The 26,821-nt window shown below is 54.8% G+C and carries 22 protein-coding genes; 9 read left to right on the top strand and 13 right to left on the bottom strand.

The features are described from left to right. Positions 1–15 precede the first annotated feature (15 nt). Genes OLTU_RS28625 through OLTU_RS28615 form a run of 3 tightly spaced genes read left to right on the top strand, consistent with a single transcriptional unit; the run spans position 16 to position 6,235 of the window. Positions 16–3,015, top strand: coding sequence for an RCC1 domain-containing protein (locus OLTU_RS28625; RefSeq protein WP_141736148.1), 3,000 nt, complete (start codon positions 16–18; stop codon positions 3,013–3,015). Beyond that, positions 3,012–4,175: a hypothetical protein gene (locus OLTU_RS28620; protein ID WP_141736147.1), complete on the top strand. Its 1,164-nt coding sequence runs from the start codon at positions 3,012–3,014 to the stop codon at positions 4,173–4,175. The genes OLTU_RS28625 and OLTU_RS28620 overlap by 4 nt, the downstream gene beginning before the upstream one ends. Continuing rightward, entirely contained in the window at positions 4,172–6,235 is a 2,064-nt protein-coding gene (locus OLTU_RS28615; RefSeq protein ID WP_141736146.1) for a hypothetical protein, read from the top strand. Before OLTU_RS28620 ends, OLTU_RS28615 begins: the two co-directional genes overlap by 4 nt. Positions 6,236–6,262: 27 nt before the next feature. On the opposite strand, the gene OLTU_RS28610 is transcribed toward OLTU_RS28615, so the two are convergent. Beyond that, positions 6,263–7,807, bottom strand: coding sequence for a flotillin family protein (locus OLTU_RS28610; protein ID WP_141736145.1), 1,545 nt, complete (start codon positions 7,805–7,807; stop codon positions 6,263–6,265). Positions 7,808–7,853: 46 nt separating this feature from the next. Beyond that, the gene (locus OLTU_RS28605) at positions 7,854–8,402 is read right to left on the bottom strand and encodes a hypothetical protein (RefSeq protein ID WP_141736144.1); all 549 of its coding nucleotides are present in this window, start codon (positions 8,400–8,402) and stop codon (positions 7,854–7,856) included. A gap of 302 nt (positions 8,403–8,704) precedes the next feature. Between OLTU_RS28605 and OLTU_RS28600 the strand changes: the two genes are divergently transcribed. Next, positions 8,705–9,610, top strand: a complete 906-nt coding sequence (locus OLTU_RS28600; protein ID WP_141736143.1) for a hypothetical protein — start codon at positions 8,705–8,707, stop codon at positions 9,608–9,610. Here the strand turns inward: OLTU_RS28600 and OLTU_RS28595 are convergent. From OLTU_RS28595 to OLTU_RS28565, 7 genes are all read right to left on the bottom strand, one after another. Further along, positions 9,607–10,446, bottom strand: a complete 840-nt coding sequence (locus OLTU_RS28595) for an alpha/beta hydrolase (protein ID WP_141736142.1) — start codon at positions 10,444–10,446, stop codon at positions 9,607–9,609. The genes OLTU_RS28600 and OLTU_RS28595 overlap by 4 nt on opposite strands. Positions 10,447–10,455: 9 nt before the next feature. Then, entirely contained in the window at positions 10,456–12,384 is a 1,929-nt protein-coding gene (locus OLTU_RS28590) for an Lnb N-terminal periplasmic domain-containing protein (protein WP_141736141.1), read from the bottom strand. A 6-nt stretch (positions 12,385–12,390) separates the two neighbouring features. Next, positions 12,391–12,885, bottom strand: coding sequence for a DUF3015 family protein (locus OLTU_RS28585; RefSeq protein WP_141736140.1), 495 nt, complete (start codon positions 12,883–12,885; stop codon positions 12,391–12,393). A gap of 39 nt (positions 12,886–12,924) precedes the next feature. Then, positions 12,925–13,422: a DUF3015 family protein gene (locus OLTU_RS28580; RefSeq protein ID WP_141736139.1), complete on the bottom strand. Its 498-nt coding sequence runs from the start codon at positions 13,420–13,422 to the stop codon at positions 12,925–12,927. Between the two features lie 100 nt (positions 13,423–13,522). Then, on the bottom strand, positions 13,523–15,088 hold the full coding sequence (locus OLTU_RS28575) for a hypothetical protein (RefSeq protein WP_218110342.1): 1,566 nt from the start codon (positions 15,086–15,088) through the stop codon (positions 13,523–13,525). Then, a complete protein-coding gene (locus tag OLTU_RS28570; RefSeq protein ID WP_176737053.1) occupies positions 15,081–16,388 on the bottom strand; it encodes a DUF1501 domain-containing protein in 1,308 nt (435 codons plus the stop codon). Before OLTU_RS28570 ends, OLTU_RS28575 begins: the two co-directional genes overlap by 8 nt. Next, entirely contained in the window at positions 16,385–17,014 is a 630-nt protein-coding gene (locus OLTU_RS28565; protein WP_141736136.1) for a hypothetical protein, read from the bottom strand. The genes OLTU_RS28570 and OLTU_RS28565 overlap by 4 nt, the downstream gene beginning before the upstream one ends. Positions 17,015–17,220: 206 nt before the next feature. Here OLTU_RS28565 and OLTU_RS28560 point away from each other — a divergent pair, with 206 nt between their 5' ends. Continuing rightward, entirely contained in the window at positions 17,221–17,463 is a 243-nt protein-coding gene (locus OLTU_RS28560; RefSeq protein ID WP_141736135.1) for a hypothetical protein, read from the top strand. Positions 17,464–17,466: 3 nt separating this feature from the next. Here OLTU_RS28560 and guaA read toward each other — a convergent pair whose 3' ends face one another. Then, entirely contained in the window at positions 17,467–19,038 is a 1,572-nt protein-coding gene (gene guaA, locus OLTU_RS28555; RefSeq protein ID WP_218110341.1) for a glutamine-hydrolyzing GMP synthase, read from the bottom strand. A gap of 13 nt (positions 19,039–19,051) precedes the next feature. Further along, positions 19,052–20,524, bottom strand: coding sequence for an IMP dehydrogenase (gene guaB / locus OLTU_RS28550; RefSeq protein WP_141736134.1), 1,473 nt, complete (start codon positions 20,522–20,524; stop codon positions 19,052–19,054). Positions 20,525–20,778: 254 nt separating this feature from the next. On the opposite strand from guaB, the gene OLTU_RS28545 reads away from it, so the two are divergent. Further along, the gene (locus tag OLTU_RS28545) at positions 20,779–22,383 is read left to right on the top strand and encodes a peptide chain release factor 3 (RefSeq protein WP_245676842.1); all 1,605 of its coding nucleotides are present in this window, start codon (positions 20,779–20,781) and stop codon (positions 22,381–22,383) included. 205 nt (positions 22,384–22,588) lie between these two features. On the opposite strand, the gene OLTU_RS28540 is transcribed toward OLTU_RS28545, so the two are convergent. Together OLTU_RS28540 and OLTU_RS28535 are read right to left on the bottom strand one after the other, a co-directional pair. Further along, on the bottom strand, positions 22,589–23,233 hold the full coding sequence (locus OLTU_RS28540) for a hypothetical protein (protein WP_218110340.1): 645 nt from the start codon (positions 23,231–23,233) through the stop codon (positions 22,589–22,591). A 37-nt stretch (positions 23,234–23,270) separates the two neighbouring features. After that, on the bottom strand, positions 23,271–23,984 hold the full coding sequence (locus tag OLTU_RS28535) for a CPBP family intramembrane glutamic endopeptidase (protein WP_141736131.1): 714 nt from the start codon (positions 23,982–23,984) through the stop codon (positions 23,271–23,273). A gap of 234 nt (positions 23,985–24,218) precedes the next feature. Between OLTU_RS28535 and OLTU_RS28530 the strand changes: the two genes are divergently transcribed. From OLTU_RS28530 to OLTU_RS32160, 3 genes are all read left to right on the top strand, one after another. Then, positions 24,219–24,941, top strand: a complete 723-nt coding sequence (locus OLTU_RS28530) for a hypothetical protein (protein ID WP_141736130.1) — start codon at positions 24,219–24,221, stop codon at positions 24,939–24,941. Next, entirely contained in the window at positions 24,938–25,243 is a 306-nt protein-coding gene (locus tag OLTU_RS28525) for a hypothetical protein (protein ID WP_141736129.1), read from the top strand. The genes OLTU_RS28530 and OLTU_RS28525 overlap by 4 nt, the downstream gene beginning before the upstream one ends. Positions 25,244–25,482: 239 nt before the next feature. Further along, positions 25,483–26,817 carry a hypothetical protein gene (locus OLTU_RS32160; protein WP_176737052.1) on the top strand — a complete coding sequence of 445 codons (1,335 nt, stop codon included), beginning with the start codon at positions 25,483–25,485 and terminating at the stop codon, positions 26,815–26,817. The last annotated feature ends 4 nt before the right edge of the window (positions 26,818–26,821 follow it).

Genomic DNA, 26,821 nt, shown 5'->3' with positions numbered 1-26,821 from the left:
AAAGGGAAGAGTGCGATGCGAAAGTTCCATTCCATCATGATCATGCTTCTGATCCTTCCGCTCTGGAGCTGCGGCCCAGCGGATCACAGTCTTGTCAAGGATTCATCAGGCTTCATTCGGGATTACGATGAAGGTGCGATCAAGCGCATCAGTATTCGCCCCAGCAGCACGAAGGATCCCAATGTCTGCGTCATCAAGGAGGATGGGCAGGTCTCCTGCTTTACCCAGGATAAAAAGTTTTCTCTCGTCCCCTCGATTCTGGCTCTGGCTCCTTTGCGGGATATGGATGAAAACTGCCTGATTACCCATGAAGGGCGTTTGGTCTGTGCCTTAAAGGATTCCAACGATCGAAATTTTCATCTGGCTGAGGAGTCGCCCCAGCGCCGTGTTCTTGTTGCAGGTCAACAGGTCTGTGTGATCTCTTTGAAACAGAATGCGGATATCGCCCAGTGTTTTGCGGAAGGCGCCTCGAACCTCAACAAGTTTCGGGTCCTGGGGGAGAATCCCGCGTTCAAGGACAACGGTGCAGGCGTCGTGCATATTGCGCACGCCGAACTGGACTCGAAACGAATCCTGCTGTGTGGGTTGTCGAGTGGCCAGACCATCGGCTGTGATGTAATCGGGGCGGACAATGTCCCCTTCAAGGTCAAGCCTTTTCAAACCCTTCCAGGTCAGGGTTATTTGAATTTTGCGGTCAATCAAACCAGCATCTGTGCTGTCAAGGATTCCGGTGAACTGGCCTGCTATGCCGTGGGCAGTCAGACCCCGCTCAGCCTGCCCTCGGCCATCAACCGACAGGATGTGGTGGAAGTCACGGGTCAGCACAATACGATGTGCGCCCGTTATCAGAATGGCGATTTTACCTGCTGGTCGGGGGCTGCGGTCTATAATCGCCGGCGTTTCGGTACGGTTCAGCCCGTACTTAAAGTTGAAGCCAATCAGTGGGGGATTTGCGCTTATTTTAAGGACGAGCGCCTTCGCTGTCTGGAGCCGCGGTCAGGATCCCTCGTGTCCTACGAAGAACTCAAGGCGCAGCATCTGGTGAGCGCGAACGGCCAGACCTGCAGTTTCACGAACAGCGGGAAAGTCACCTGCTGGGGCGATACCCCGCACTATACGCTGCCTCAATCCAAACCGTTTCCGACTGGCAACGAACTCGCTCTGGGTGCCGCACACCTTTGCCATGTTGATAATGGCAAAGTCCTCTGTCAGGGAAAAAATGACAGGAACCAGCTCCAGGTTCCCACCACGATGGGCCCTGTGGTTTCCGTGAAAGCCGCGAAGGACCACAGCTGTGCGCTGGACAAGGACGGCAAGGTTGCCTGCTGGGGGGACAGTTCGGCTCTTCAAACTCAGGTTCCCTCGGACCTCGATAAGGCCAAAAAAATCTTTACCAGCCCTCATCTCAGCTGCGCGATCCTCGCGAATGATAGTCTGCGCTGCTGGGGGCGACAGGACCTGGTGAACAGCCAACCCCCTCCGGAGACTTCATTTCTGGACCTGGCGCTGGGTGAAAACCACGCCTGTGGGATTAACAGCGAAGAGCGCCTGGTCTGCTGGGGAGACAATTCCTATGGTCAGACCGTGCCGCCCGCCGCACTCACTCCCATCGTTTCGGTTGCAGCGGGTGCGCATCATACCTGCTCCATCAGTGAGGACGACCTGGTGCAGTGTTGGGGCAGGAATGATGCAACGCAGACAAGCGTGCCCACGCGTCACCTCTTCGGCAAAAAACTGGCTTTGGGCGACCGTCACAGCTGTGCCGTCGATGCCATGACGCAGCAGGTGGCCTGCTGGGGCGACCGCCAGGCATCGCAGATCGCACGCAACCTCGAATTGCAAAACGGGGCGACTGCGCAGGATTATTTCGCGGATCTGGCGCGTCATCACCCGTTTGGAAAAAATCCCGCCAAATGCCAGGCCAACGCCGCGCTTTGTGAATTTCCTACCGAGCCGGTCGTGAGCTTCCGGGGTTTCAGTTATACCAACGGGATCGGAACGGAAAAGTACAGCCTCTGGTATGACTATACTGTTCCAAAAACCTGCGATGTCAATAAACTGCATTTTGTTTTGAATGGTCATATCCTAAGGAAAGCCAGGCGACCCAAAGCCAATGAAACCTATGTTTCCGATCGTTTTGAGCTTTATATCTCAACTCCTCCGAGCGGCAACGCGAGCGATGACGGCGGTCAGCTTTTTGGTCCAGCGTTCCTGCAGCTGCGCTATCTTTCGGATGCTGGAAAACTCCAGACTCAGGTTCCCAAAGCCTGCGATATACGGATCAAACGCGTGATGTATGTGCCGACGGGTGCAACCATCAGCCAGTGGCATGCCCTGGCCAACGGAATGGTCGAGCAGCTGCAGGTTGGTCTGGATCACCTGGCCAGATTCAAGAAATATGAAAATGACTCCAATACGTTCTATGCGACGGGTATCAGCCTCTATGAGGTATCCATCGACAAGTATATTGAATCCGTTGTTGAGCTCCTGAGGGCGACGGATAAGGACGGTTCGCGTGTCGAAGGATTCGACTACAGCGTTCTGGATTGGGCTGAAGGGGACTATTACCGGCCACTGCTCGCCGATCCCCAAACGCTCCGGATCTTTGAGAGCCCCGACAACAGCGTGACCCATGAAACTTATGTCATTCGGCCGTTTGATGACCAACCCGAGTGGTACAAGGCTCTTCTGAGCCAGGATGATTTCAGAGCGGAACTGCAAATCCTGAACCTGAATATCAACTATGTCCTCAGTTTGAAATCCCTGCTGGAGTCGCGTGAGACAGCGGCCGGATCCAAAGCCGAAATCCATAGGGCTCGGGACATTGTCGCCAAAGGCATACTCTACACAGCCCTGGATCGCGTGAATCGTTTCCTGGATGCCATGAGTGCCCTCTCGAACTCACTGGATGAGGGATTTCGAGCCAACCTGGATCGCGCCATCAACGATATCAAAGATCAAAGTCAGTATCGCTCAAGCCAGAGAGAAACTCGTAGCGCAGGAGATCAACCATGAGGCTATTCCCACTGACCATTCTGCTAGGCCTTGGCCTGACGCCACCCGCGTGGGCTCAGATGCAGTCACGATACAACAGTTACCAGCTCGACAAGGAGGAGGCTCACCTCAACAAACAGTGGAAGCGCGTTGAGGAAGTGGCAACAGCCCATGCCCGCTATCAGAAGATCCGCAAGGACATGATCATTCAAGGTTACCAGCGGTCGATGGAAACCTGGTTCAACGATCTGAACGCCTGGCTGCAGGGCTGGGATCCGGTCCTGGAGGCCATGGAAGGCGATAACCTTGCCGATGAAGATCGGCAGAAGGCCATGCTGGATCTTATCAAGGTTCAACTGGCCAACCTTGATGCCATGACCGCCAGGATTTCGGGAATCAAGCGCATGGGAACTCAGGCTTATGATGCCCTGGATGCGCTGCCCTTTTTCCCTGCCGACTATATCGACGTTCTGGAAACGAGCCAGTCCGATACCTATGGTCCGCAGATCCAGGTTTACTGGGACCAGGTGCAGTCCAGCAAAAGGAATCTGCTCGATTCCCAGGATGCCCTGACCGAGGACACCACCAAAAGCCTACAGGACATGACCCGGTCGCTCGACAAGGCGGTTGTTCTGAAGATGAAAGCTCTGGCCGTGCAATTTCCTCGTCTGCGGGCTGCTGTGGCCAAAACAGAGGCCGCTTTGGTTCAGTTGCGCCATGTGGATAGCGTTATCGTTCGCTATCAGAATGAAAGCGCGGCGATTGCAAAGGAAATCATGGAAGAGAAAATCTTCGCGTCGCGCAACCATTTGGATGATTGGAAAAAGCGTATTGACGATGAAATCAGGAAAATTGAAACCAATCGGGACATCCCGAAGCCTGTAGCCCGGTATGGACGTGACAGTCTGCAGGGCCTGGTGCGTGTGCGTGAAGCTCAGTATGCTGACCAGCAGAGAACACGCTCGAAGCTGCAAATCTTTGCTTCCTTCTACGATAAGGAAATGTATGGCACCTTCGGCATGGTCAAAGCCTGCCTGCGTCCCACACGGCCTGCCGCCATGGATTGCAATCGTCTGCGTCTGATTCAAGGGTTCAAGCCGTCACAGATTCTGCAGCTCGATGAGAAGGCAGCCGCCTTTATGGAAAGTGAAATCATCAAATCAAGGGGTCAAAAAATATGAAAACCATATTTGGATTTGGTCTTGGCTTCTGCCTGATATCATTCCCGGTCCGTGCTTCCGATCGATTCCCTGATGCCTGGGAAACGCTCGAGGGTGCCACGCGTCCGGTCACCGCTCCTGTCTACGACGCTGTGATTTCCGATCTGCAGGATCAGGTGCAAACCAAAGCTCAAGGCATGGCGCGGGATTTTGTTCCTTTCAGCGCTCAGGATATTCAGGCCATCCCTGCGGAAGCGGCCGAACTGTTTCAGGAACTGCCGAATGGTCGCATTCGCTTCAAAAACCCGGCCGGGCAGGTCGTGGAGATGGCCAGGTCCGAATGGGTCAACTTTCTGAATGAGCAGGAACAGCGTGTATCCCAGCTGGGAGCGTCGGTTCGCGAGGCCACGGATCTGGCCTTGCAGGAAATCCCAACCGACGTGCTGAAGCATCGTGAACAGGTTTTAAACGAATTGCGGATGAATGCCCCTGAACTCCTCAGCAAGATCAAAGATCCTCTGCCTGAAGGGAAGTGCCCCAACCTGAATCTCAATGCTTTGCCAGCGGGATTGCAGAATATCCCGCTGACCTTGCCCGATCACACCGCGATCGACCTGCGCAGCTTTTTGCATCGCATGGATCGCACCCAAAGCGTCCTTTGCTCCATAGGGTATTCCATGTTGGATGAAGACCTGAAGGATGCTCTGCAAAACGCCCGGAATCTTGTGCCGGGATCGCCTGAATTGAAGAATCTGGTTCAGGATGTGCTGAACCAGCGAGGCGACGTTTTTAATAATCTCGGCCTCTCTGATCTGACGAAAGGCCTGAATCTGGAGTCGTTCGAAAAGCTGGGGAACTTTCAGGACATCGTTCAAGGATTGGACCAGGCGCTCGCTCTGGAGGATATTCCCGGCCCCCAGATGATCAACAAGCTCAAGAACAAACTCAATGTCAAGGAGCTGGATTCTCTGAAAATACCGCATATTCCTGATATCAAGCTGCCAGGAAAACCGGAGCGGACGCCGCTGAATATCAAGAAGAGGAAACGCTGGGATGGTCTGAATGTTGGCAAACGTGACGTTGTAGGTCTGGAGGGTTTTGCTGAGCTCGCGATGGGTGGCAGTGAAGTGGACCAGACGCTGCGAGCGGATGCCCAAACGAATCTTTATGTCTTTGGCATGCAATTCAATGTCGTGGACGGACTGGGTGAACTCTATGCGGGACCTGACGAACTGAGTGCAAAACTCCACGTGAAATTCGTTGGCGAGGATCTATTCGATCCTATCGAAGAAAAGGGTGACGTGAAATGGACCAAGGAGAATCTGGATGCTCTGACTTTTTCTGTGGAGGTGGGCTATCAGCAGACCTTTATGGTCGGACCTGTGCCCGTTGCCGTTCGCGCCGGTGGATTGATCGACGCTGGTTTTGGTTATAGCATTGGTCTGATCAATACGCGGATCATGGGCTCTGTCATTCCACACGTCTACATTGGTGGTTTTGCCACGGGTGGTGTGGGCATCGCGGGGCTTTTGAGTGGTGGCGCTGGGGCGGAACTGACCATCGTCGGGTTCCGCGCTCCCATCGCGGGCGGGGCTCAGCTGATGTTCGATGAGGAGGCCTATCCCTTCATCAGGATCTTCATTGATACTGACGTTGACCTGCATCTTCTGGATGGCCGTGTGTATGCCTATGCTGAGTTTCCCGTGCCGTTCAGGATCAAGAAGGAGAAAATGGATATCTTCAAATGGAAGGGGCCGGCCTATAATCACAAAATCATGAGCTGGAAGATCGACATTGGGCGTCGCGGAGCCAGCATGGGTGGCGATATTCTGGATCAGGATGATCGGGTCGAAGCTGCGAAGATTGAGCAGGCGATCAGTCTGGATAACCGAAAGGAAGCGATCGAGGACTATCGGAAGAAGCTGAAGGATTTCGCCAACCAGTCCTTCCAGTCCGTGATGGATGATGCGCGTACGGCCGAGGATCGGGCCGTGAGGAATCTCTCGGAAACGGCGCAAGGTCATAAGCAGAGGATGGACGAGAAGGTTTCCGAACTTTCCCAGCGTCTTTCACAGATCTGACGCTGGGCAGAGGTTCCTTCTTCTGATCTAGTGGGTGGTGACGGCAGCGACCTTTGCGGGCTCCGACTGCATCTCACCCAGATACTCGGGCAGCTGGACACCAGCCATCTTTGCGACTTCATGCAGCGGCGGCAGACTTTTGATCATGTTGGAAAGAAAGTTTGCCGTTGACGAAGAATCACCACTACCGGAATCCCAGACCGTGACCTTGTCGATCTTCACGTTTTTGATCGCCTCGACCTGGGTGGCCACGATCTGTTCAATCTTCTCGATCATCAGAAGGGAAGCGGCAGCCTTCGCATCGCCGGCACAGCTTTGGACCAGAGCTTCATAACCCTGGGCTTTGGCGGAAAGAACTTTCAAAAGACCCTCAGCCTCGGCTTCGTATTTCGCGATAATGGCATCCGCATCGCCACGAGCCCTGAGTCGGACCTGTTCCGCATCAGCCGCAGCCCGGATTTCCATCTTGCGGCGTTCGATCTCTTCGCGCACGACTTCACTCGCCGTCAGACGCTCACGTTCCGCCTTGGCCTCGGCCAGCTGGATTTGGACCTCGGCCTCACGCTGAGCAACCTGTGCCTGCTGGCGGGCTGCCGCTTCACGGACCGAGAGTTCGGCGTTGCTGCTGACGATCGCGGCTTTGGATTGGTTTTCACCGGCCACCGCTTCGGCTTCACGCTGGTGAATGAAGATACGCTGATCGGCGTGGGCCGCTTTTTTGCCTTTTTCGGCTTCGGCCAGGTTTTTGGCCACAGCGATGTCCTTTTCCATCAACGATTGCGCCTCACCGACTGCGGCGAGCGTTTCCTGCTGCTGCACATAGATGCGCTGATCCGCTTGGGCCGCTTTTTGTCCTTTGGCGGATTCGGCTTCAGTCACGGCAACCTGAACATGCTGTTCACGCTGGGCCTCGGCATGACCGATGGCACCAATCTTCTCCTGCTCCGCAACATCGATGCGGGCGCGGTTGATCGCTTCGGCGGCAGCCTTTTTACCGATACTGCCGATATAGTTGGATTCATCCGTGATGTCGGTGATGTTCACGTTGATAAGATTCAAGCCGATCTTATTGAGTTCCGGCTCCACATTCTTGCGAATTTCTTCGAGGAAACTTTCCCGGTCCTGGTTGATCTGCTCGATGGTGAGCGAGGCCACGGTGAGACGCAGTTGGCCAAAGATGATTTCACCAGCCATGGCTTCGATCTGCTCAGGAGAGAGGCCAAGGAGCCTTTCCGCAGCATTGTTCATGACCTCAGCCTGCGTGCTCACGCCAACCGTAAAGGTGCTCGGCACATTGATGCGAATGTTCTGGCGGGAGAGGGCATTTTTGAGATCGATATTGATCGTCAGCGGAGTCAGGCTGAGATACTGGTAATCCTGGATCAGTGGCCAGATGAGGGCGCCTCCACCATGAATACAGCGTGCTGTCTGTCCATCTCCGACCTTGCCGAAGACGACCAGAACCTTGTCTGATGGACAGCGTTTGTAACGTGAGGCGAGAAACAGCATGGTTATGCTGATAAGGCCAACGAAGGCGACAGCGGTGATAGCCCAAAGTCCGATGTGTTCCATGAACGTAACTCCTAAATATGGGGAACAATGCAAGGGGTGAGTTGGATTAGAGTGAGCGCGACACGCAGAGGGATCCATTGTCCTCGATCGCCTGGACGATCACGCGGTCTCCCTGTTCAAATGTCTCGTCCTCACGCGTACAGGCGTCCAGGGTCAGAAGCCTCTGGCGGATAACCACGGTGACTTTCCCGGGTTTATGTTTTTGGATGCGGGTGTAGACCGTGCCGCTGATGCCAAGGGCATCCTTGATGCGTAAATTGCCGCTGGATTGCAGCCCCTTGACCCATTGAAAAATGCGCGCCATCACCCAGGTTGTGAAAGCACCGGCTGCCAGAGCACCACCAACGGCCAGCCCGGGCGCCACTTCGCTTTCCCGCAGCAGGGCCAGACCCACCAGACCAAACATGGTGAAGAAGCCGCTGAGTCCTTGCAGCGAAAGAAGCTTGAAGCTCGCGTCGGCATCACCGACCTCGAAGAAATCCCAGTCGCTGCCGCCGATCGTACCTCCCAGGAGGTGCAGGACGAGCTGGACCAGGAGGATGACGCCCCCCACGACAGCGGACAGAATAAAAAGAGTGCTGATACCTGATGCCATAATGACCCTTAATGTTTTGAGGATCTTTTCACCCAGGAGAGACGAAGGAGGCCGCAATACATTGCAAATTTCGCAGCCCAGACCGCGAGCATCATTGCCGAAAGCGTCCTCAAATCGAAAAATTCTGTGTATGTCGCACTCCGGGCTGGCATAAATCGATATTTGATAAGTCATTGAAAATATAGAATTAAATTGTGATTTTTAGGAAGAATCTCAAGATTCTTTCAGGAACGGCCGAACCAATGCGGGTAAATTTTGCATACGAAGCTCTCGGTGCACTGACTAGAGGAAGGAATGCGGCCATGAGCAGGACCCAATTGGGGTTGACTGATTTTCTGAATCATATCAGTCGGCACCCCTATCATCCGACACTGGTCGAACGTTATCTGAGCCTGGCCTTTGAAATGCCGACTGCATTGCGTCGCGATGCGATGGATCATCTGCATCGTGTCCTGGTCCAGCCCAATCCCGCGCTGGCCTTGCGCTGCAGTTACCATTATAGGCAGTATATTCGTCATGAAAGCGGCCACGATCCTGAGGAAGAGATCTTTGTCCTTCAGCTGATTCAATCCTGCTTTCGTGAGCTGGGACGTTACAAGGCGGTCGCGATTATCGGTGATGAGATCGCGCGGATCAGTCAGGAGTGGAGTGACAAGCAGCCCCCTTCGCCGCCCAAAGTCAGCCAGGTTTATCCGCGCCCCAAGCTGGTGATCGACGCAATGGTTGAGTTGCATGATGTGCCGCAGAACACACCAGAGGACTCGTATGAGGCCTTGGGTCAGGACCTTCTCCTTGAATTTGTGCGACATCTGGGTTCATTTCCGTCCATGAGACATCAAAGCCTCGCCATGGAAAAACTCGTCCAGGGCATGGATGCCCTTTATCAAAAGTCCGGCCAGGTGATTGAGCATGCGATTCGAACCTATGGCCGGAATCCTTTGATCTGGACCAAGGATGGGGACTTTCGTCCCGACCTTGCGCTCCACCTGGTGAACAGTCGCGTGTTTCAGATGGGCAAGGATCAGTACACCGCGCTGCGCGTGCGGATGATCGTTGAAGTTTTAACAGCGTATTATGATCAGCCCGGGCGTCGTGATGTTGACCTCGAGGAGGAGCGTGGCGCACGGCTGAGATTGCTTGCGGAAATGATTCACGTGTTTCTGGATGCGGGAGTCAACTTCCCGTCGCTGGGTCGGGTTGCGTCCTAGTGTGACAGCAAAAACCTGACGAGCTGCGCGCGGTAGGGACTGTCGGGATCGACAAAGGCGCTGGTGTGGCCATGGACGTCCACATCGACCCACTCCTTGGGATCCACGGCTTTCTCGTAAAGGTCCTTGCCAAGATTGTAGGGAACCACGGGATCATGCGGACTGTGAAAGAAAATTTTTTTCATGGTCAGCTGTTCGATGAAATCAATAGGGGACCACTCATCCGACACCAGAAATGACAGCGGATACTGCAGGGGCCAGGTGAGGAAGAATCCGCCGAGCTTTTGTCTTGCGATTTTCCTATAGGACGAAAAACTGCTGTCGATCACCAGGCCACGCGCCTGTGGAGCCGGGCAATGGCTCAGAGAGCTGATGGCCACGGCTCCGCCCAGGCTTTGCCCCATCACATACATCGGATAGTTTTTTAGCTGAGGGTGCTGCTGAACCCAGCGAAATACGGCGCAGCCGTCTTCCACCAGACCGTTGCGGGTTGGTGGAACGGCCGACGATCGACCATATCCCCGATAATCAAAGGTCAGGACATCAAAGCCTTCCTGCGTGAGCCAGGCCGTGAACATGAAGTGGCTGGTCATATTCTCGGCATTGCCGTGAAAGTGCACGATCAGCTTTTTGTGGCTTTCCCTGGCGATCGATTTGAACCACCAGGCGGCCAGCGTAATGCCGTCTTCGGAAGGAATGCGCTCCTGGCTGAAGTCCAGTTCAAGCCTCTTGGGATCATAGAGGTCCTGCTCCAAAGGATGATAGAACACCCCATTGCAGGCGCTGATCCACAGGCTCGAAATGAAGGCCATGAACGTGAGGAAACCCTTTCGCAAAACCTGCCCCTAAAAATGCTGCAAGATCCCTATCTGGATATCACGCTGCAGCCTGGATTGATCCGATTTTTTCTGTTCCCAGCTCGTGTGGAAACGGACCTGCTGCAGCCTGGCCAAACGCATGCTGCCCTGCAATTCGCTCTTCAGGTACCAGTCCGCGTATCCATCCGTGTTCCAGCGCCGTGCCACGAGGCTGCGCAGGGTATAAGCCTGCGACCACGGTGTCGTTCCATGGACAAGAAACTCAGGTCCGGCCTGGATGAAGCCATTCGTCTGATCATCAGCACTCTCGGCACCCGTCGCCAGAGAGAGGAAGCCAGCGCCCAGCGGGGCGTGCGATCCCCGGCCCAAAGTCAGTGCCGCACCGCGGCTATAGCCGACCCGCGTTTCAGGGCAGAACGTTTGGGTTTCGCTTTGACAAAGGACCTGCCTATCATAGCCCAACTGAAACATCCAGCTGCGCGGCTGCAGGAGTCTATTGTATGGCTGCACCGAGATCACATTTAAAACATCGAGTCGGTCCAATGCCACCACCTGCGACTCCGGATCGAAGGAAAAACTCATCGGCATGATCTGCAGCTGCATGTCATCGGCATAGCCTCGGTTTTCACCCAGAAGATCATGCAGAACAGGTTGCCAGCTCAGACGCATGAAAGGATCGGCGCCTCGATCCGCACCGCTCAGCATCAGCCAGGATTCGGGAACGGCCTGCCGTGGGTCGCGATCCTGGGGCAGTCGTGTGAGAGACTCGGGCGCCTGCCTCGTTTGGCTGCGCTGCAAAAGGAGGTTGTTGCGCAGGGAAGCATAGCGTACAGGGGCCTGCGTGCCGGCCAGCTTCTCCTGGAAGTCGATGTATTCCAGGACCGAATCGAGGATGCGTGTCGATGATTCCCGGGTTTCCGATGGCGTTTGTGAACCAACCAACTCAGCGAATCGCTCCTGCTCGCTTGCATTCAATTGGTCATATCGTTCCTGGTAACGGCTCAGAGCGGACGGACGAAAGTTTGTTTCCAGGATCACCTCCGACTGATCCACCACGGCCTTCAAACAGGAACTGGGCGTCGCCCAGACCCGCATCCGCGATGAGAAATTCCAGCTGAGGTCGGCTGTTTCGAGAAGCTTGAGCATCACATAGGAGCAGTTGTCGTCAAAGTAGTAATAGTTGGCAAAATGGGGTCCAAATTCCCAGAGACTCAGAAGCATCTGTTTGATTTGATCCTGGGATGCCTTCAAAGGATATTCCCAGAGATCGCGGCTCTCGAGATTATTGTATTCCTGGATTTTCATATAGTAGGGCATGAGGCTGAATCGTCCCGGAAAGAAACCGAAAGCCCCTTTGAGATTATACAGGAGAGGATTGTTCGTATCGGTGAAGGCTGCAAAGTTAATCGAATCGTCCAGGAGGTCGGAACTCGTTCCGGCTTTCGAACGATGGAGGCGGAGGAAGATATGGCCGAACATCGAGGCCGGATTGTCCGGATAGAAGGAGGAGAAGACCAGGGATACGGATTCATACTGCCGGTCCTTCCACCATTCCTCAAAGCGTGGACATTGCACCTGGGGCAGGTCGCTTCGGAGACCGTCCAGTCTGTTTTCCAGAAACAGGCGTCGCGCAGGGAAGCGGCAAAGGGCATGCGTCTCCAGTTCGGGCCCCTTCTGCTCCTGAAAGAATCCTTGCAGGGTCGCACTCAGTTCCTGAAAAGGATCATCCTTTCCATCCAGCGACAGGTAGAACGTGGGATCATCAATCAGGCCATGGGCTCCGCGCACCAGACTATGATTTTCGTAGAAAAGGATCCGCTTCCAGGCCTCCTCGTCAGCGAGTCCCTGGCTTTGGGCCTTTTGTGTGTAAAGTTCGGAAAGCGCCGCCCCGGGCAGGGGGGCGCTCACCACGAGTATCAACGCTATGAAACTTGTGTAGAGAACAGAAACTTGCATGAGATATTAGCCGGCCTTTGTGCAGGATTTTGCGAGCTGGGGATCAGCGTTCACCACAGTCAGGTAGCGTTGCAGAACGGCTTCCGGCTCCTGATTCGCAAACAGTTCCGAGTAGTGATTCTGGCTCAATTCACCCAGACGGACCTTGTCTTCTTCCTGACAGCCGAGAACTTCAGCGAGAGCATTCAGATGCTCACCCGAACCCTGCGCGGCTTCTTTCGAGAGCGAGCTCAGATTCGCTGTCATGTAGACCTCCTGTTCCATGGCGGCGACATCCGAACGACCCTGCACGCAGTTGCTGGTGCCCGAGGTCATGCCATAGGTCTGATTCGAAGCGATGCCGTTCAGGAACCATGCGCCCACCTGGGGCAGGAGTTCATTACGGTCGATGACCAGGGCACCCAGGCCGCAACCGGCCATTCCGTATTTAGGACCCTTTTCTGCAGCCATAAGTCCTGTTGCAAACAATACCAGACACGAACCGACTAGAATATGTTTCATGAAGGCCTCAATGATTCAGGGTTGATGAAAGATCCGGGTTCAGCCAACGATCGCGCACTCTTTTTTCAGGACTTCGCGTTTCTTTAACTCGTCCTTGGCCGTGTCGAGGACGCCTTCAATGCCGGGAGCCTTGAAGATGGTCTCATAACCCTTGGCCAGCGTATCAATGGCTTCCTTCTGGACGTTGGCAGGACAGCCGAGGAGATCAGCGAAGGCGTTCAGGGTTGCACCACTGCCTTGGGCCATTTCCTTTTGCAGGGTATTGAGGTTGGCCGCGAGGAACTGTTCCTGCTTCATGACAGTGGCCATGTCCTTCGAAGGCAGACAGTTGGACGTTCCCGACGAGATGCCAAAGGCCTGGGAGTAGCTGGATTGGTTGGTCGTCGCTGCCGAAATCTGGCCTCCACTGGGCCCCATCAGCTGCGAGCCCAAGCCGCAGCCGGCCATACCGTAGTTACGCTTCGCCCAGGCATTGCCGGCAAGACCCAAACCCAGGACGAGGCACAAACCAATCTTTGATCCTTGAACGCACCGCATTCAGATTCTCCTTAATTGGGGGACTTTGAATGCTGATTGTGCCAACTTTCTGTAGCGTTTGCAAGGTTGCATGTAATCCTGGCCAGGGGGCGGGCTCTATTTATCCATTCTGCTGGAGAAAGTGGATGAGTTGAATCCGCTCGGCATCCGGCAGCGTGAGGCCTGAGGAGGCCGGTGGCATGGAACCATCCTGCAGCCGTCCGACCGGAGCTTTCTTAAAGGCCGCCTCATCACCGATAAATCGATACTGTGCGCCGAGTGAGCTGTCCTGGTTGTGACAGCTGCTGCCGGCGCAGCTGCGTTCGAGAATCGGATTGATGTCCTGAGCAAAGTCATAGGACGTTGTGTCCGTGGAGACAGAGGAAGCACCGCGGGCATTGAGGAGAGCGGGCGATTGGAAAATTTCGTGCAGCAGGGCATAGGGTGATTGGCTGGCTGCTGTCAGGAAGTTGGCCTGCTCTTCGCTGGACAGCGCGGACCAGGGTCGACCGGAAAAATCCTCCCAGGCCCGCTTGCTCATGCAGTCGGCAAAACCGGGACCGCGTTCGATATAGCTTTCCATTAAGGCGCCAGGCCCCGTGATGTCGAGACCAAAGGCATGACCGGCTTGAGAAAGCTGTTGAGGCCAGCGTTCATAGATGCCCTGATCGTTCCAGCCGAATAGAGTGGAGGCGAGGTTGTCCATTCCGTAATGGCAAGTTGCACATTCAGGCCTTGTGACGATGGATTGCCCGAGCGCATTGGTGTCAGGATTGACGAGCGTGCTGATGCTGCTCGTATTGAGACTGCCGTCCACATCATGGCAAAGAAGCGCATCGGTCAAAGCCCGAATGCGCGAACGGGGATTGTTGAAGCGCCGCATGAAAGCAGGACTGGTGACGATGCCCGACCGTTCCGCACCGATCGCGGGCACCTCGAACCAGGTTTTTTCCGTCATCGGAATTTGCCTGAGACGCACGAATTCGCTGGCTGTAGGAGCCGTCTGCCAGGGGACGATGTATTGGTTCACGAGATAAAATTGAGCGAGAGGACGGTTGCCATAGAGGGCCGGGGTGGAAAGAAGATCCTTCCAGGAAAGCTCGTTCGCGTAGACATAGGCCGCCCGATCCTTGAATTCCTGGGAAAGGTCCTGCATGAGACCCGGGCGCAGGGATTTGGGATAACAGAGGATCTGTTCCGGTCCGCAGCCGCAACCCTCGCGGAGAAAGCCATCGGCCCAGGTGCAGCCGTAGTAGGTGCTGTTGATGGTCACGGACAGCTGTGTGCTGACAATATTCGCACAGATCGAAAGCGTTTCCTCCGCGTTCAACCACCAGGCGCTGCTGGTAACAGCATTGGCGGATGTGCAGTCACCCTTGGTGGGGCTGTACCAGATGCCTTCACTGTTTTGCTCGAGGAAATAGGCATCATCGTTGACAAAGAAATAGCCGGGAGCGCCGAGCAGATCGGCAAAATATCGCGCGACCCTCTCCTGATGCGCGGGACTGGACAGCCACTCCTCGCGCAGCTCCTCCACGGTTTTTTCCGCTTGATAGACTGCCTCGGCCTCAGCGCGCGTGGGAGGGCGATCGCGCAAAATCTGGGACATATAACGCAGGGTGCGGAGGTCCTCGCGTGGACCACTCAGGGCTGTGGTGCTGACCAGAAGGAGCAGCCATTTAACCAAGGAGACCAAGGATCCGTCCTCCACTGATTTGGTTGGCAAGGACCGTAAAACCCATGTGATCGAGCAGAGTCGCCACGAGATGCTCCGGGGTGATTTGGGTTTCCGTTGTGCGCGGCGCGGGAGCGCCATTGACCCAGCCCAGAGCCTGGGCATTGTCATCCGTGCGGCCGATCACGGTATTGTCCTGAACACCCTTTCCGAGAAGGATGGCGGACGCGGATGGCCAATGGTCCGTGCCGGATCCCGCGTTCAAGCCGGGCGTTCGGACAAATTCCGAATTGATGAGAATCGTTGTGTTATCCATGAGAGACGAACCAGGCTGCAGCCCATCCTCGGTGGCCAGCAGATCGCTGATCAGTGTGGCCAGCTGCGCTGCCACCTGGCGCATGAGAGGGACATGCTGAGCGAAGTGATTGGAGTGGGTATCAAAACCGTCGATGCTGAGGGTCACATATGGGGAAAGGCCGGCGGCCAAGGTCAGGAACGCACTTGGTATAAGAGTCTCTGCACTCCAATCCTCGGTGACGCCGTAACGCGATTTGATCGCAGGATCGAGGATTAACTTTTGTCCCACACCGCTCGCATAAAGTTGATCGAGCTGTCCGGCTGCACTTTCCCATCCGGACATCGCCGCCTGGGCCTGGGTATTCTGTTGAGTCTTTTGCAGAGCGTCGAGCTCCTTGATCAGTTGATGCACAGGCTCAAAGGTGGACGTCTTCACCCACTCATTGTAAGGGCCGCGCAGCATATCGGAGAGCCCGGAACCACTCTGGGCCTGCAGCGGCGGATGGGTGAGTTTGCTGTCGCCCAGGGGAATGGGACCGCCGAGGACCACATGCGCCGGGAAGGTTCCTGAGGCTGCTCCCATCAGAGCTGCGAGGGAGGCATATTCACGGCTTCGGGAGAGACTCAGAACTCCGGAATACATGTAGTTCTGGGCCAGTTCATGCGCGGTGACTTCCGTGAAAAGCCCGTTAACAAAGGCCGTAGGTACGGAGGCCAGCGCCTGACGCAAGGGCTCCAGACCCCAGCCGCCGATGAGATTGTTCTTGGCAGAGACGGTAAAGGAATTCAGGCCTTGATAGGCGCTGTTGTAGACGGCGCTGGATGCCTTGCTGCCGATCGCAGGATCCGTCGCGAGTGCTGAATCCCAGCCGCCGCGCAGAAAGATATGAAGAAAACGGTGTTTCGGATCCGCCGTCAGGCTGTTCTCCGCAAGCATCAAAGAGGATAAGGGCAGCTGACTCCAGGTCAGAGCCTTCAGTGTTTTTTGGAGGAGCTCGCGTCTTGTGATCTTCATATCGTCCAAAACTCCTGAGCAGACAGCAGGGCATAGAGCGTCAGGGTCCAGACCGTCGGCGGCCATTGCTCGCGCTGCATGATTTCGATCGCGGTGGCACGGACCAGGGATTTTTCCGTTTCCGTTGGCGGACGCCCATAGAGACGCCAGTAGAAATCCTCGAGCTGGGTCATCCAGCGTTCGTTTTTGTCTTCATCGTCACCTGGATAATCCTCGGTCAGCTGGCAATGCTGAAATAATATGGGGCCCGTGGCATCCGGTTTGGCTTCGCGCCAGACCACAGCCGCGGCCACATCATAGGCGATGCGGCGAACGAGAAGGAGCGTCTGCACCTTGGGTATCGGATCTCGTTTATGCGCGCTGACGAAATCAATACCACCCAGGGGGACCCCATAGGCCTCCACAATCAGGTCGTGAAAGCGACCGTCCGGATCCGTCCAGCCGAGATCCAGCTCAAGGGCCTGTTTGATTTGATTGGAAATTTGCTCCGGCGTGAGACGCATCACGGCAGGTGTCAGATCCACAGCAGTGTCGAGCGTGTCATCCGATGGGTTGGAATCTTTTTGACACTTGCAACTGCTGAAGGAACTGATGATACAAAAGATGATGAATAGGGATCGTTTCATGCCTTCAACTCCACGATCCTGCCTTCGGCATTTTGTGGAATTTCCTAAGATGAGAAAAATTTTCATAAAAAACGGTTTATATTATTAAATAATATCAATATGTTAATTAAAGAATTTGGATTTTTAGCAATCGTCCGATTGAATAAGATCATCCCGCGCCGATAAGAATATCAGGTCACTTCTATCCAGGGACCATTGAGGCACCCATGCTTGGATTTTTTTTCATTCTGATCGCCCTGCTTTCTGTTGGCTGTGATCAATTCCAACAGATGAAAGCCCAGCGTCCGCCTGCGCTCAAAATCGAACGGGTGGTGCGGTGCAACAAGTACAAGACCTGTATTGTGGTGTTCGCCAATGGAACGCGGGGGCTGATGACGAGTCCGAAGGAAGGCGAGTACGGATGCAGGAGCATTAGTCATTACTCTTACATCCGCTGTGATGGACCCTGAAGTTTATTCCCACTCAATCGTGGCAGGCGGCTTGGTCGTGACATCGTAGACAACACGATTGATGCCGTTCACCTTTCGCACGATTTCATCTGACACACGCACGAGGAAACTGATCGGCAGGTCGCCGACACCCGCGGTCATGCCGTCAGAGGCCGTAACTGCGCGCAAGGCGCAGGTCTTTTGATAGGTGCGATTGTCACCCATCACGCCGACCGATTTAACGGGCAGCAGGACCGCGAAGGCCTGCCAGACGGCGTGATAGAGGTTTTCCTCGCGCAGCCTGTTGATAAAGATCGCATCGGCTTCCTGCAGAATGCGTACGCTTTCCGGTTCGATTTCTCCGAGAATACGCACGGCCAGACCGGGACCAGGGAAGGGATGGCGATCGACCAGCTGCTCGGGAATTCCGAGCTGACGGCCGATAGCGCGGACCTCGTCCTTGAAGAGGTAACGGAAAGGCTCGCAGAGTTCGAGGTGGAGTTTTTCGGGAAGACCACCGACGTTGTGGTGACTCTTGATGACCTTGGCGCCGGACCCGTGACCGGCGGATTCGATCACGTCAGGGTAAAGGGTTCCCTGGCCGAGATGTGTGAAGCCGGTTTGTGATTTGGCGAAGGACTCGAAGACCTCGATAAATTTGCGGCCGATGATCTTACGCTTTTGTTCGGGATCACTGACCCCTTTCAGGGCCGCGTAAAATTCCTGGCTGCGATCCAGAGCGGTGAGATGCACGCCGAGTCGCGCGAATTCATTCTGCACCCATTTGGCTTCATCCTTGCGGAGAAGGCCGTGGTCGACAAAGATCGCATGGACCTGCTCAAAGCCCAGGGCGCGGGTCAAAAGCACGGCCGCGACGGTGGAATCCACACCACCGGAGACGGCCATCAGAACCTTGCCGTTCCCTACGTTTTCGCGGATTTTGGCCAGCGAGGATTCCATCATGCAACCGGCGTCCCAGTTCAAGGGAGCCTTGCAAATGTCACTGATGAATATTTTAAGGAGTTCCGCACCGTGCTCGGAATGCTGGACCTCGGGGTGGAACTGCAGCCCAATCCAGGGGCGTTCCTTATGAGCCATCACCGCCACCACACCATCTTCGGTGCGGCCGAGCACTTCGAATATGCCGCTGCTGCCCTCGACATCATCGCCGTGGCTCATCCAGACGGTTTGCACCGCCGGAAGTTTTTTCAAGCTGGTGGCATAAGAGGGCACATGATCCAGTTCCAGTTTCAACTGAGCGCGACCGTATTCCCTCTGCGTTCCACTGCGAAGTTTTCCGCCGGACACACCGGCCATCAGCTGCATACCGTAGCAGATGCCGAGCACGGGTTTGTTGCTGCTTTTCACCCAGGCGGGCATGGTGCGGGCGCCCTCCTCGGTCACCGTATCCGGACCGCCGGAGAGGATGATGCCATGGTAATGAAAATCCTCGAGAGGCGCAGAACGGGTGCCGTCGATGACTTCAGCATAGACGCCCAGTTCCCGCAGACGCCGTGTGATCAGGAGCGTATACTGCGAACCGTAATCGAGAATCAAAATACCTTCATTGACAGGTCTTTGCATGCTGTGTTGCATCGGTGGCCTTCTTTCAATCAAGTTTATAGTTGGGCGCTTCCCGCGTTATGTAAACGTCGTGAACGTGGCTTTCGCGCAGACCGGCTGAGGTGATCTGTACGAAGTCGGCCCTTTCATGCAGGTCGGCGATGGTTTTGGCACCGCAGTAACCCATCGCGGAGCGGATGCCGCCGAGGAGCTGATAGATGGTATCGGAGAGCGTGCCGCGATAGGGAATACGGCCTTCGATACCTTCCGGCACGAGCTTGCCGGGATCGTCGACATCGCCTTGGAAATAACGATCGCGACTGCCTTTGCGCATGGCGCCGAGACTGCCCATGCCGCGGTATTGTTTATAGCTCTTGCCCTGATAGATGATGAGTTCACCGGGAGCCTCATCGGTTCCTGCAAAGAGGGAGCCGATCATCACTGTCTGGGCACCGGCGGCGAGTGCCTTGACGATGTCCCCGCTGAATTTGATGCCGCCATCGGCGATTACGGGCACACCGAGTTTACGGCCTTCCGCCGCGCAATCGAGAACGGCAGTGAACTGCGGTACGCCGATACCGGCGACGATCCGCGTGGTACAGATGCTGCCGGGTCCGATCCCGATCTTAACCGCGTCGGCGCCGGCTTCGACCAAAGCGCGCACGGCCGCGGGTGTGGCGACGTTGCCAGCGATGACATCGAAGCTGCCGCCGGGAAATCGTTCCCGAAGATGCCGGACGGCGTTGATCACGCCCTGCGAATGTCCATGCGCGGTATCGACGATGATGACGTCCACACCGGCTTTAATCAAGGCTTCCGCGCGTTCCAGGTAATCCCCACCGGCACCGACTGCGGCGCCGACCAGAAGACGGCCGGAGCTGTCCTTGGAGGCATTGGGGAAGGTCTTGGACTTGATGATATCCTTGACCGTATACATGCCAATCAGAGTTTTGTCGCTGTCGAGCACCGGGAGTTTTTCAATGCGGTGCTTATGCAGAATTTCAACCGCTTCATCCGGCGTTGTGTTCTTGCTGCAGGTGATGACATCCTGCGTCATGACTTCACGGACGAGGCGCTTGGGATTGCGTTCAAAGCGCAGATCGCGGCCGGTAATTATACCAACCAGACGACCGTTTTCGACGACCGGAAAGCCGGAGAACTTTTCCCGCTTCATAATCAGGGTCACATCACCGATGGTGGCATCCGGCGACACAGTCACTGGATCCTTGACGATGCCCGATTCACTCTTCTTCACAAGGCGCACTTCCTCGGCCTGATCCTCGACGCTCAGATTCTTATGGATGATGCCGATTCCACCGGCCTGGGCCATAATAATGGCGGCTTTGGCTTCGGTGACAGTATCCATGGCGGCAGAGACGAGGGGGATTTTAAGCTTGAGATGGCGCGTGAATTGAGTTTCGAGCTTGGCTTCGTGGGGAAGGATTTCGGAATGTTGCGGCACGAGCAGGACATCGTCGTAGGCTAAACCGATTTTGAAGGTTCGGCTTATATCAGTCATAGTGACCTTCCTTATGCTAGAGGGGTCCTTTTGAGAGCTGTTCATATCTTCATATAGTTATCTTTGCCGTAGGCGGGTTTCGATTTAAGGGCGGATACTAGCACCATCCCTATCGCAAGGGAAGAGCTGTTCCGCGGAAAAATTCGCTGAAATCGTCCATGGGTCGCGGTTGCCGCCCTTGCTTTGCACGCCAGTTTGCGCTAAAAGTTGCTGTTTCGCACCATGAGGTGAATCACCCGCTTGCCGAGGTTTTTGTGAATCAGAAACAGCTGGAACAGGAAATCGCCCGCCGGCGAACCTTTGCTATCATATCCCACCCTGACGCCGGTAAAACGACGATGACAGAGAAGCTCCTCCTTTACGGCGGAGCTATCAATATGGCTGGATCGGTCAAAGCCAAGCGCTCCAAAAAGTTCGCGACCTCCGACTGGATGGAACTGGAGAAGCAGCGTGGGATTTCGGTCACGAGTTCGGTGATGAAGTTTCCGTATCAGGACTGTGAAATGAACCTGATCGATACCCCGGGTCACCAGGACTTCTCGGAGGATACCTACCGGACTCTGACCGCCGTCGACAGCGCGCTGATGCTGATGGATGCCGCGAACGGTGTGGAAGAGCAGACCAAAAAGCTGTTCGAGGTCTGCGCCGCGCGGAATACGCCGATCATGGCGTTTATCAATAAAATGGACCGTGAAGGTCGTGAGCCCTTTGCCCTGCTTGAGGAAATTGAAACGACGCTCGGCATTGCGGTGACGCCGGTCACCTGGCCGATCGGCATGGGGCCGACCTTCCGCGGGGTTTATCATCGAATTCACAATCAGCTTTTGATCTATGAAAAGGATGCGGAGCGTTCCCGCCCTGTGCCTTTGAAAGGTCTGACGCTGGATGCTCCGGAAGTCGTGCAGGAGCTGGGGCCGGAGCTGGCCGAGCAGCTGCGGACGGAGATCGAACTGCTGGATGGAGCGGGAGAGGAATTTGACCTTGAACGTTACCGCGCGGGGAAACTGGCGCCGGTATTCTTTGGTTCGGCTTTGAATAACTTTGGTTTGGAGCCTCTGCTGGAAGCGCTCATCCAGACCGCCCCGGCGCCTCTGCCGCGTGCCGCGCAGGAGCGCGTGGTGCAGCCGAATGAGGAGAAGTTCTCCGGTTTTATCTTTAAGATTCAAGCGAACATGGATCCGAATCACCGCGATCGCGTGGCCTTTATCCGAATTTGCTCGGGTTACTTCCAGCGTGGGATGAAGGCGCATATCGTGCGTCTCGGCAAGGAGCATCGTCTCGGCCGTCCGACGCAGTTTATGGCACAGGATAGAAGTCTTGTGGATGAGGCGTTTGCCGGGGATATCGTGGGTATTCATGATCCCGGGGTTTTTAAGATCGGTGATACGCTGACCGAGGGTGAGTCGCTCCATTATACCGGCGTGCCCGTGTTCGCGCCGGAGCATTTCTGTCGGGTGACGCTGGCGGATCCGATGAAGTCAAAGCAGCTTTATAAGGCGCTGGATCAACTTTCCGAGGAAGGTGCGGTGCAGGTGTTCCGGCCGATTTATGGGACGGAGCAAATTCTTGGTGTGGTCGGTGTGTTGCAGTTTGATGTGGTGCAGTATCGGATTCAGCATGAATACGGGGTGAAGGTGAATTTTACCCGCTTGCCCTATGGGGCAGCGCGCTGGGTTTTCTGTGATGATCCGAAGGCGATGGAGGAGTTTGCGCGGGCGCAGGCGCATGTGCTGTGTTTGGATCAGCATGAGCAGAAGGCCATACTTTTGGAAGACCTCTGGCGTTTGAAGTTTTTGAAGGAGAGGTTTCCGAAAATTACGTACTCGGCGACGGCGGATAGTGTGCGGGCGGATGCCTGACGGTTTCATAGCGGGCGGCCAGTGGGCCGCCTAAGCATTTGTTGGTTGAAAATGGTGCGAAGTACTTGAATTACTTGGAACGATTTTCGCCAAGAATTTCGTTCAATATGCTTGAAATCTGCATAAACCGGTCTGGGCTCGGCATTCATTTTTCGGGTTGGACGGGGGTTTTTTATCAAGCCGGGGGTGCCCCGGCTTTGTCGTGTCACTGAAGAAGCGGCTGCATGAGCCAGTCCAGCTCTTCTGGAGATCCGGCAACGAAGGAATAGGATTTCGGTCCACAGGTCCTGTCGAAATAACACTGCTCATAGACGGTATATGTGAGGCGCACCTGATTTTCCAGGGTGCCATCGACCCTCTTTACAACCTCAGGCTGTCCATCGACTTCAACACATGGGTCCTTATAGTTTGGATTCGGAGCGCCGTAGGTTCCGTGAGCCGATGCACACCAGCCCTTTTCCTTCTTCACGCCGTTCGGATAAATGGTTCTTTCGTACGATTCCGCGCCGATTCCGAGCTCAATCCCCTTGCTGGCAAACCACTTTTTAAGAGCTGCGAGAAGGTCCGTGGTGGCCTGTACAGCCGCTTTAAGCCTTGAGTCATTCTTAGCCTTTTCCTGGGCGCGCTTATTGTCCTGGTTTTTCTGCGCTTGAGTGAGATAGCCGCCCCCGCTCGGATCTTCAGGGTCTTGACCGCAATTGGGCTCGGCGCATGGTATGTCAGGGTTCGGGCCACCGCCGGTATCGGCAATGGGTCCTGGAGCTGTGTACGGGAGTCTGGAGCCCGTGACCACAACGGTTTCGCTGGATGTCTCCTGCGCATAAAGCGCAGGCGCTGCGAGTATCATCATGAGTGCTATGGATTTCTGCATTGAAATGTCTCCAATATTACCAGCCTCCGAAGACACTTCTCCGAAGTCGAATGGTTCGGGACAAGAAAACCCACATGCCCCAGATCGAGAATACGGCGACAACCACAGTCAGGGCATTGCTTTCAAGGATGAGGGGACGCATGTTATTGAACATGTGCGTGACGATGGCCCACGGCAGACCGAGAAGGAAAAATGTTATTCCGAGCAGAATCCCCATGATAAACATGGGCACGAGGATGGCGACAGGATACACATCCGCATGCACCGCAGCGAAAACCATGGCTGAGATGATAAGCGCAGGGGCCTTGCCAATCAGGTGCGACAGCCCTCCGAGAATGGCGAGGCGATAGATGATTTCCTCAACTGTTGGTCCGAGGACCAACACAGAAAGATTTTGCAGAGATGATCGCGCCTCAATTGGCGGGATCTTTCCCGTCGCGATAACAGCCTCCTGTGCGGGTTCCGCGACAGTCACGAGTTCAACCCATGCGCCTGTGAGAATGGTGGCGATCATGATGCCACCAAGGATGAAGAGAATGGCCCACGGCGGGCTTAAGGGCACGGGTTCGTGTCTCCGGTCCTTGAGAAGAATCAGAATGCTGAGAGCGGCAATTCCATCGAAGAGCATGCGCAGCGGCGGCATCGACAGCGAACTCATCAGGGGACCGGCACAGATATATGCGATGGCGAGAAGAAGTGCAGCCAGATTTCTACGCGATTCGTTCTTCACCACCCCCTCCCCCGAAGCCAAGTGAAACAGACGTAAAAACAAAAAGATAAATCCAAATGGCTTGCAGCCTGAAAGCCTTGATATAACCAAAAAAAAGAGCGATCTCTGCAATTCAGTTAGGTTTTAATCCTTAAGGCCACTCGCATGCAATCGAGAACGGGTTGACAAGCGAACAAACTGCGCTCAAAAAGAACCGAACCGTGATCCGCGGCGAACCAAAGATGGGGACAAAATATGCAGGAAATCCTGGCCCAATCGATCCGGGAGTGGCTGGAGGCCAAGCCCAATAGGAGTCTCAGGATGCTCGCGCGCCTGACCTCCATTAGCTACTCATCCGTGAGGCGCGCAGCTGAGGGAACGGTTGAGCAAACGCAGGAGATCGTTCTCCCGATTGCATCCTTTGTCATGAGCCCTGGCCGGCTAAGCGAGTTCATCCGCGCCTACTTTCCAAAGCTTGAGAAAGCAGTTCTCGATGTTTACTACCCGGCAAACGACTCTGACGACATCATCGACTTCATTCTTTCCGAAGAGCATTCAGCTATAATCATGCTCTCCAGCTCCAGGCAGGGTACGACGCGCGAGGAAGTCGTTACATTATTCGGTGATGTCTCCGCCGAATACTTTGATGATATCGAGGCCTCAGGCGTGCTCACGGAAATAGACGGTAGGCTATATCTGGAGAAGGATATAGGAGGTATTTCCCTTCACCAAGGGCGAAGACTCCTTACGCTTATTGTAAGATCGTGCAGCAGAAAAGGGGACTCTATTCCCTTTGCGTCATACGCGAATGCAGGCTGGGAATCTCTTACGCCAGAAGCGACGAAGGATGTTTACCGCATCATGGAGCGCACAGGGAAGGAAGTACATGCGATCGCATCGAACCCGGAAAACAGGGGCGATGTGCTAGTGGCGTTCGGCATGCTGCATAATGTGATCAAGGGAGCTGAAAAGATATGAAAATATTCCTCACTTTTGTTCTCATCATGACGGCAGAAAAAGCGGCGCTCGCAGGCGTTTCCATTGGCGGTGGTAGCGGTTCCTCCAAAGCACTCATGAACCTCGTATCCGCGGCTTTCAGTCTTGAAAAGCTTCCATCTGTTCAGGTCAATACTGACACTTTGCGGAGGGTCGAGGCAAGGCTGTCAGTTGAAGGGATTGAGGCAGTTGAAATGCCTCTGGAAGGGTCTTCCATTGAGGTAAAAAAGATCCATTCATCCATAGTTGATACCGAAGTCACCAAGAAGTTTACTGCGGAATAAAGTCCTTATCGAACTCGGAATGCCTGTACCACTTTCGTACGGGATGGGCAGAATTTCAAATCTTTTTCCGAGGTATTCGTAAAGTTCGATAGCCCCTTTGAACGAATTCCGAGAAATTCGCAAAGGGAAGCTCATAATTTCCGCGGTGTATTTTGATGAGCAGTAAAAAAGTTTCAGGACCTATGAACAAGGACCGAAGACTTTGGAGTCTGTTACGAAAAACGTAAGTGGGAATAATTATGAGCATAAAATTAGCGTGTTTTTCAATCGTTGGGATCTCTCTCCTCTTTGGCTGTGGCAGCGACAGCGGCTCAAGCAATGATGCGACGGCAACAGGAACCGGCACAGAAACCGTCTCCGCCGAAGTCACGAGCTTGAAAGATCTGTCTTTGACGGGTGTGCTCGCTATTACTCTGCCTGACTCCGTAAAAGGCAATGGGACAGCGGCCGGCCTGCGCCTGGCAGGTCAAAAGTCGTTCGAGGCCTGCCAACTCCGTGATCAAATGCGCGAGGCCCTTTCCAACATCGCGATGGTGAAAAGCCAGTTCTGTTTTATTGAAAATGACCCCAATATTACTTTTGGCAAAAAATATAATATCGACCTGTCTTCCATGTCTGGCGGTCCCGGCGGCGATCCCGGCAGCGGTCCCGGCGGCGATCCCGGCAGTGGTCCCGGCGGCAGCGGTCCCGGCGGCAGCGGTCCTGGAGATTTCACACCCCCTGGTCTGCGCCTCCAGGATTTCGAAATGCCCACTTCCATTCAGGTATGGATTGATAACTCCACAGCAGGCAAGATTACCGTTTATATGTGCCAGGACAAGGTCCTGTCTCAGATGATTTCGGTTTCCGGTGCCAAGGAAGGAGTTTCGAAGGGAACTGTGGTGATGAAACAGTCCCTCAGCGGTATGACGTTTCATCGGGCGATGAACTTCGATAATAAGTACACCGATGCGGACCGTACGTCGGTCACAATTAAGGAATTGATCGACGTGTCTCAAGGGGATCAGAGCTTCTCGGCTCGTCGCCTGCTTTCCCTGTCGCTTGCGGACACTGGCGTCAGCAAAGCGCTCGCGTCCTTTACCGGCAATATGGGGCAGGGCGAGTCATCATTCGCTTCCATCGGTGCCTTTGACGAGGACTTTGGTTCTGTGATTGCCAAAGGTTCAATGACCTTTGAAAGTCAACCCATGACCTTCAGTAACGAGTCCTTCTTTGACGGCAAAAGCTACGTCGTGGACCCAGCCGATTATCCTGAAGCATTCGGCGATGATGGGAAGGTGGCTTTAAAGCCTGAATCCGTACCGGGCTTCCTCGGTGCCGACTTTACGCCTGATGAGTTTCCGGCTGATGCCTGGGACTGCACCGGAACCGAAGATATTGAACTCGGTACCGAGTCCTCGGGTGATGCGGATATGTCCGCTTGCACGGAAAGCTGGGCTGAGTTGAGCCAGGAATCATGCTATGACGCTGCCTTTGCTCAAGGTGAAGCCGTGCAGATTGATGAGTCGAAGCAGGTGGATGCGGAAGAGTTCGAAGGCTTTTCCGAGGAAGATCTGGCTGCTGAACTGAAGTAATCGA

Source organism: Oligoflexus tunisiensis (genome assembly GCF_001748245.1).
GTDB lineage: Bacteria > Bdellovibrionota_B > Oligoflexia > Oligoflexales > Oligoflexaceae > Oligoflexus > Oligoflexus tunisiensis.
The sequence above is the reverse complement of the archived record's forward strand: the minus strand, read 5'-3'. Positions and strand labels throughout refer to the sequence as shown.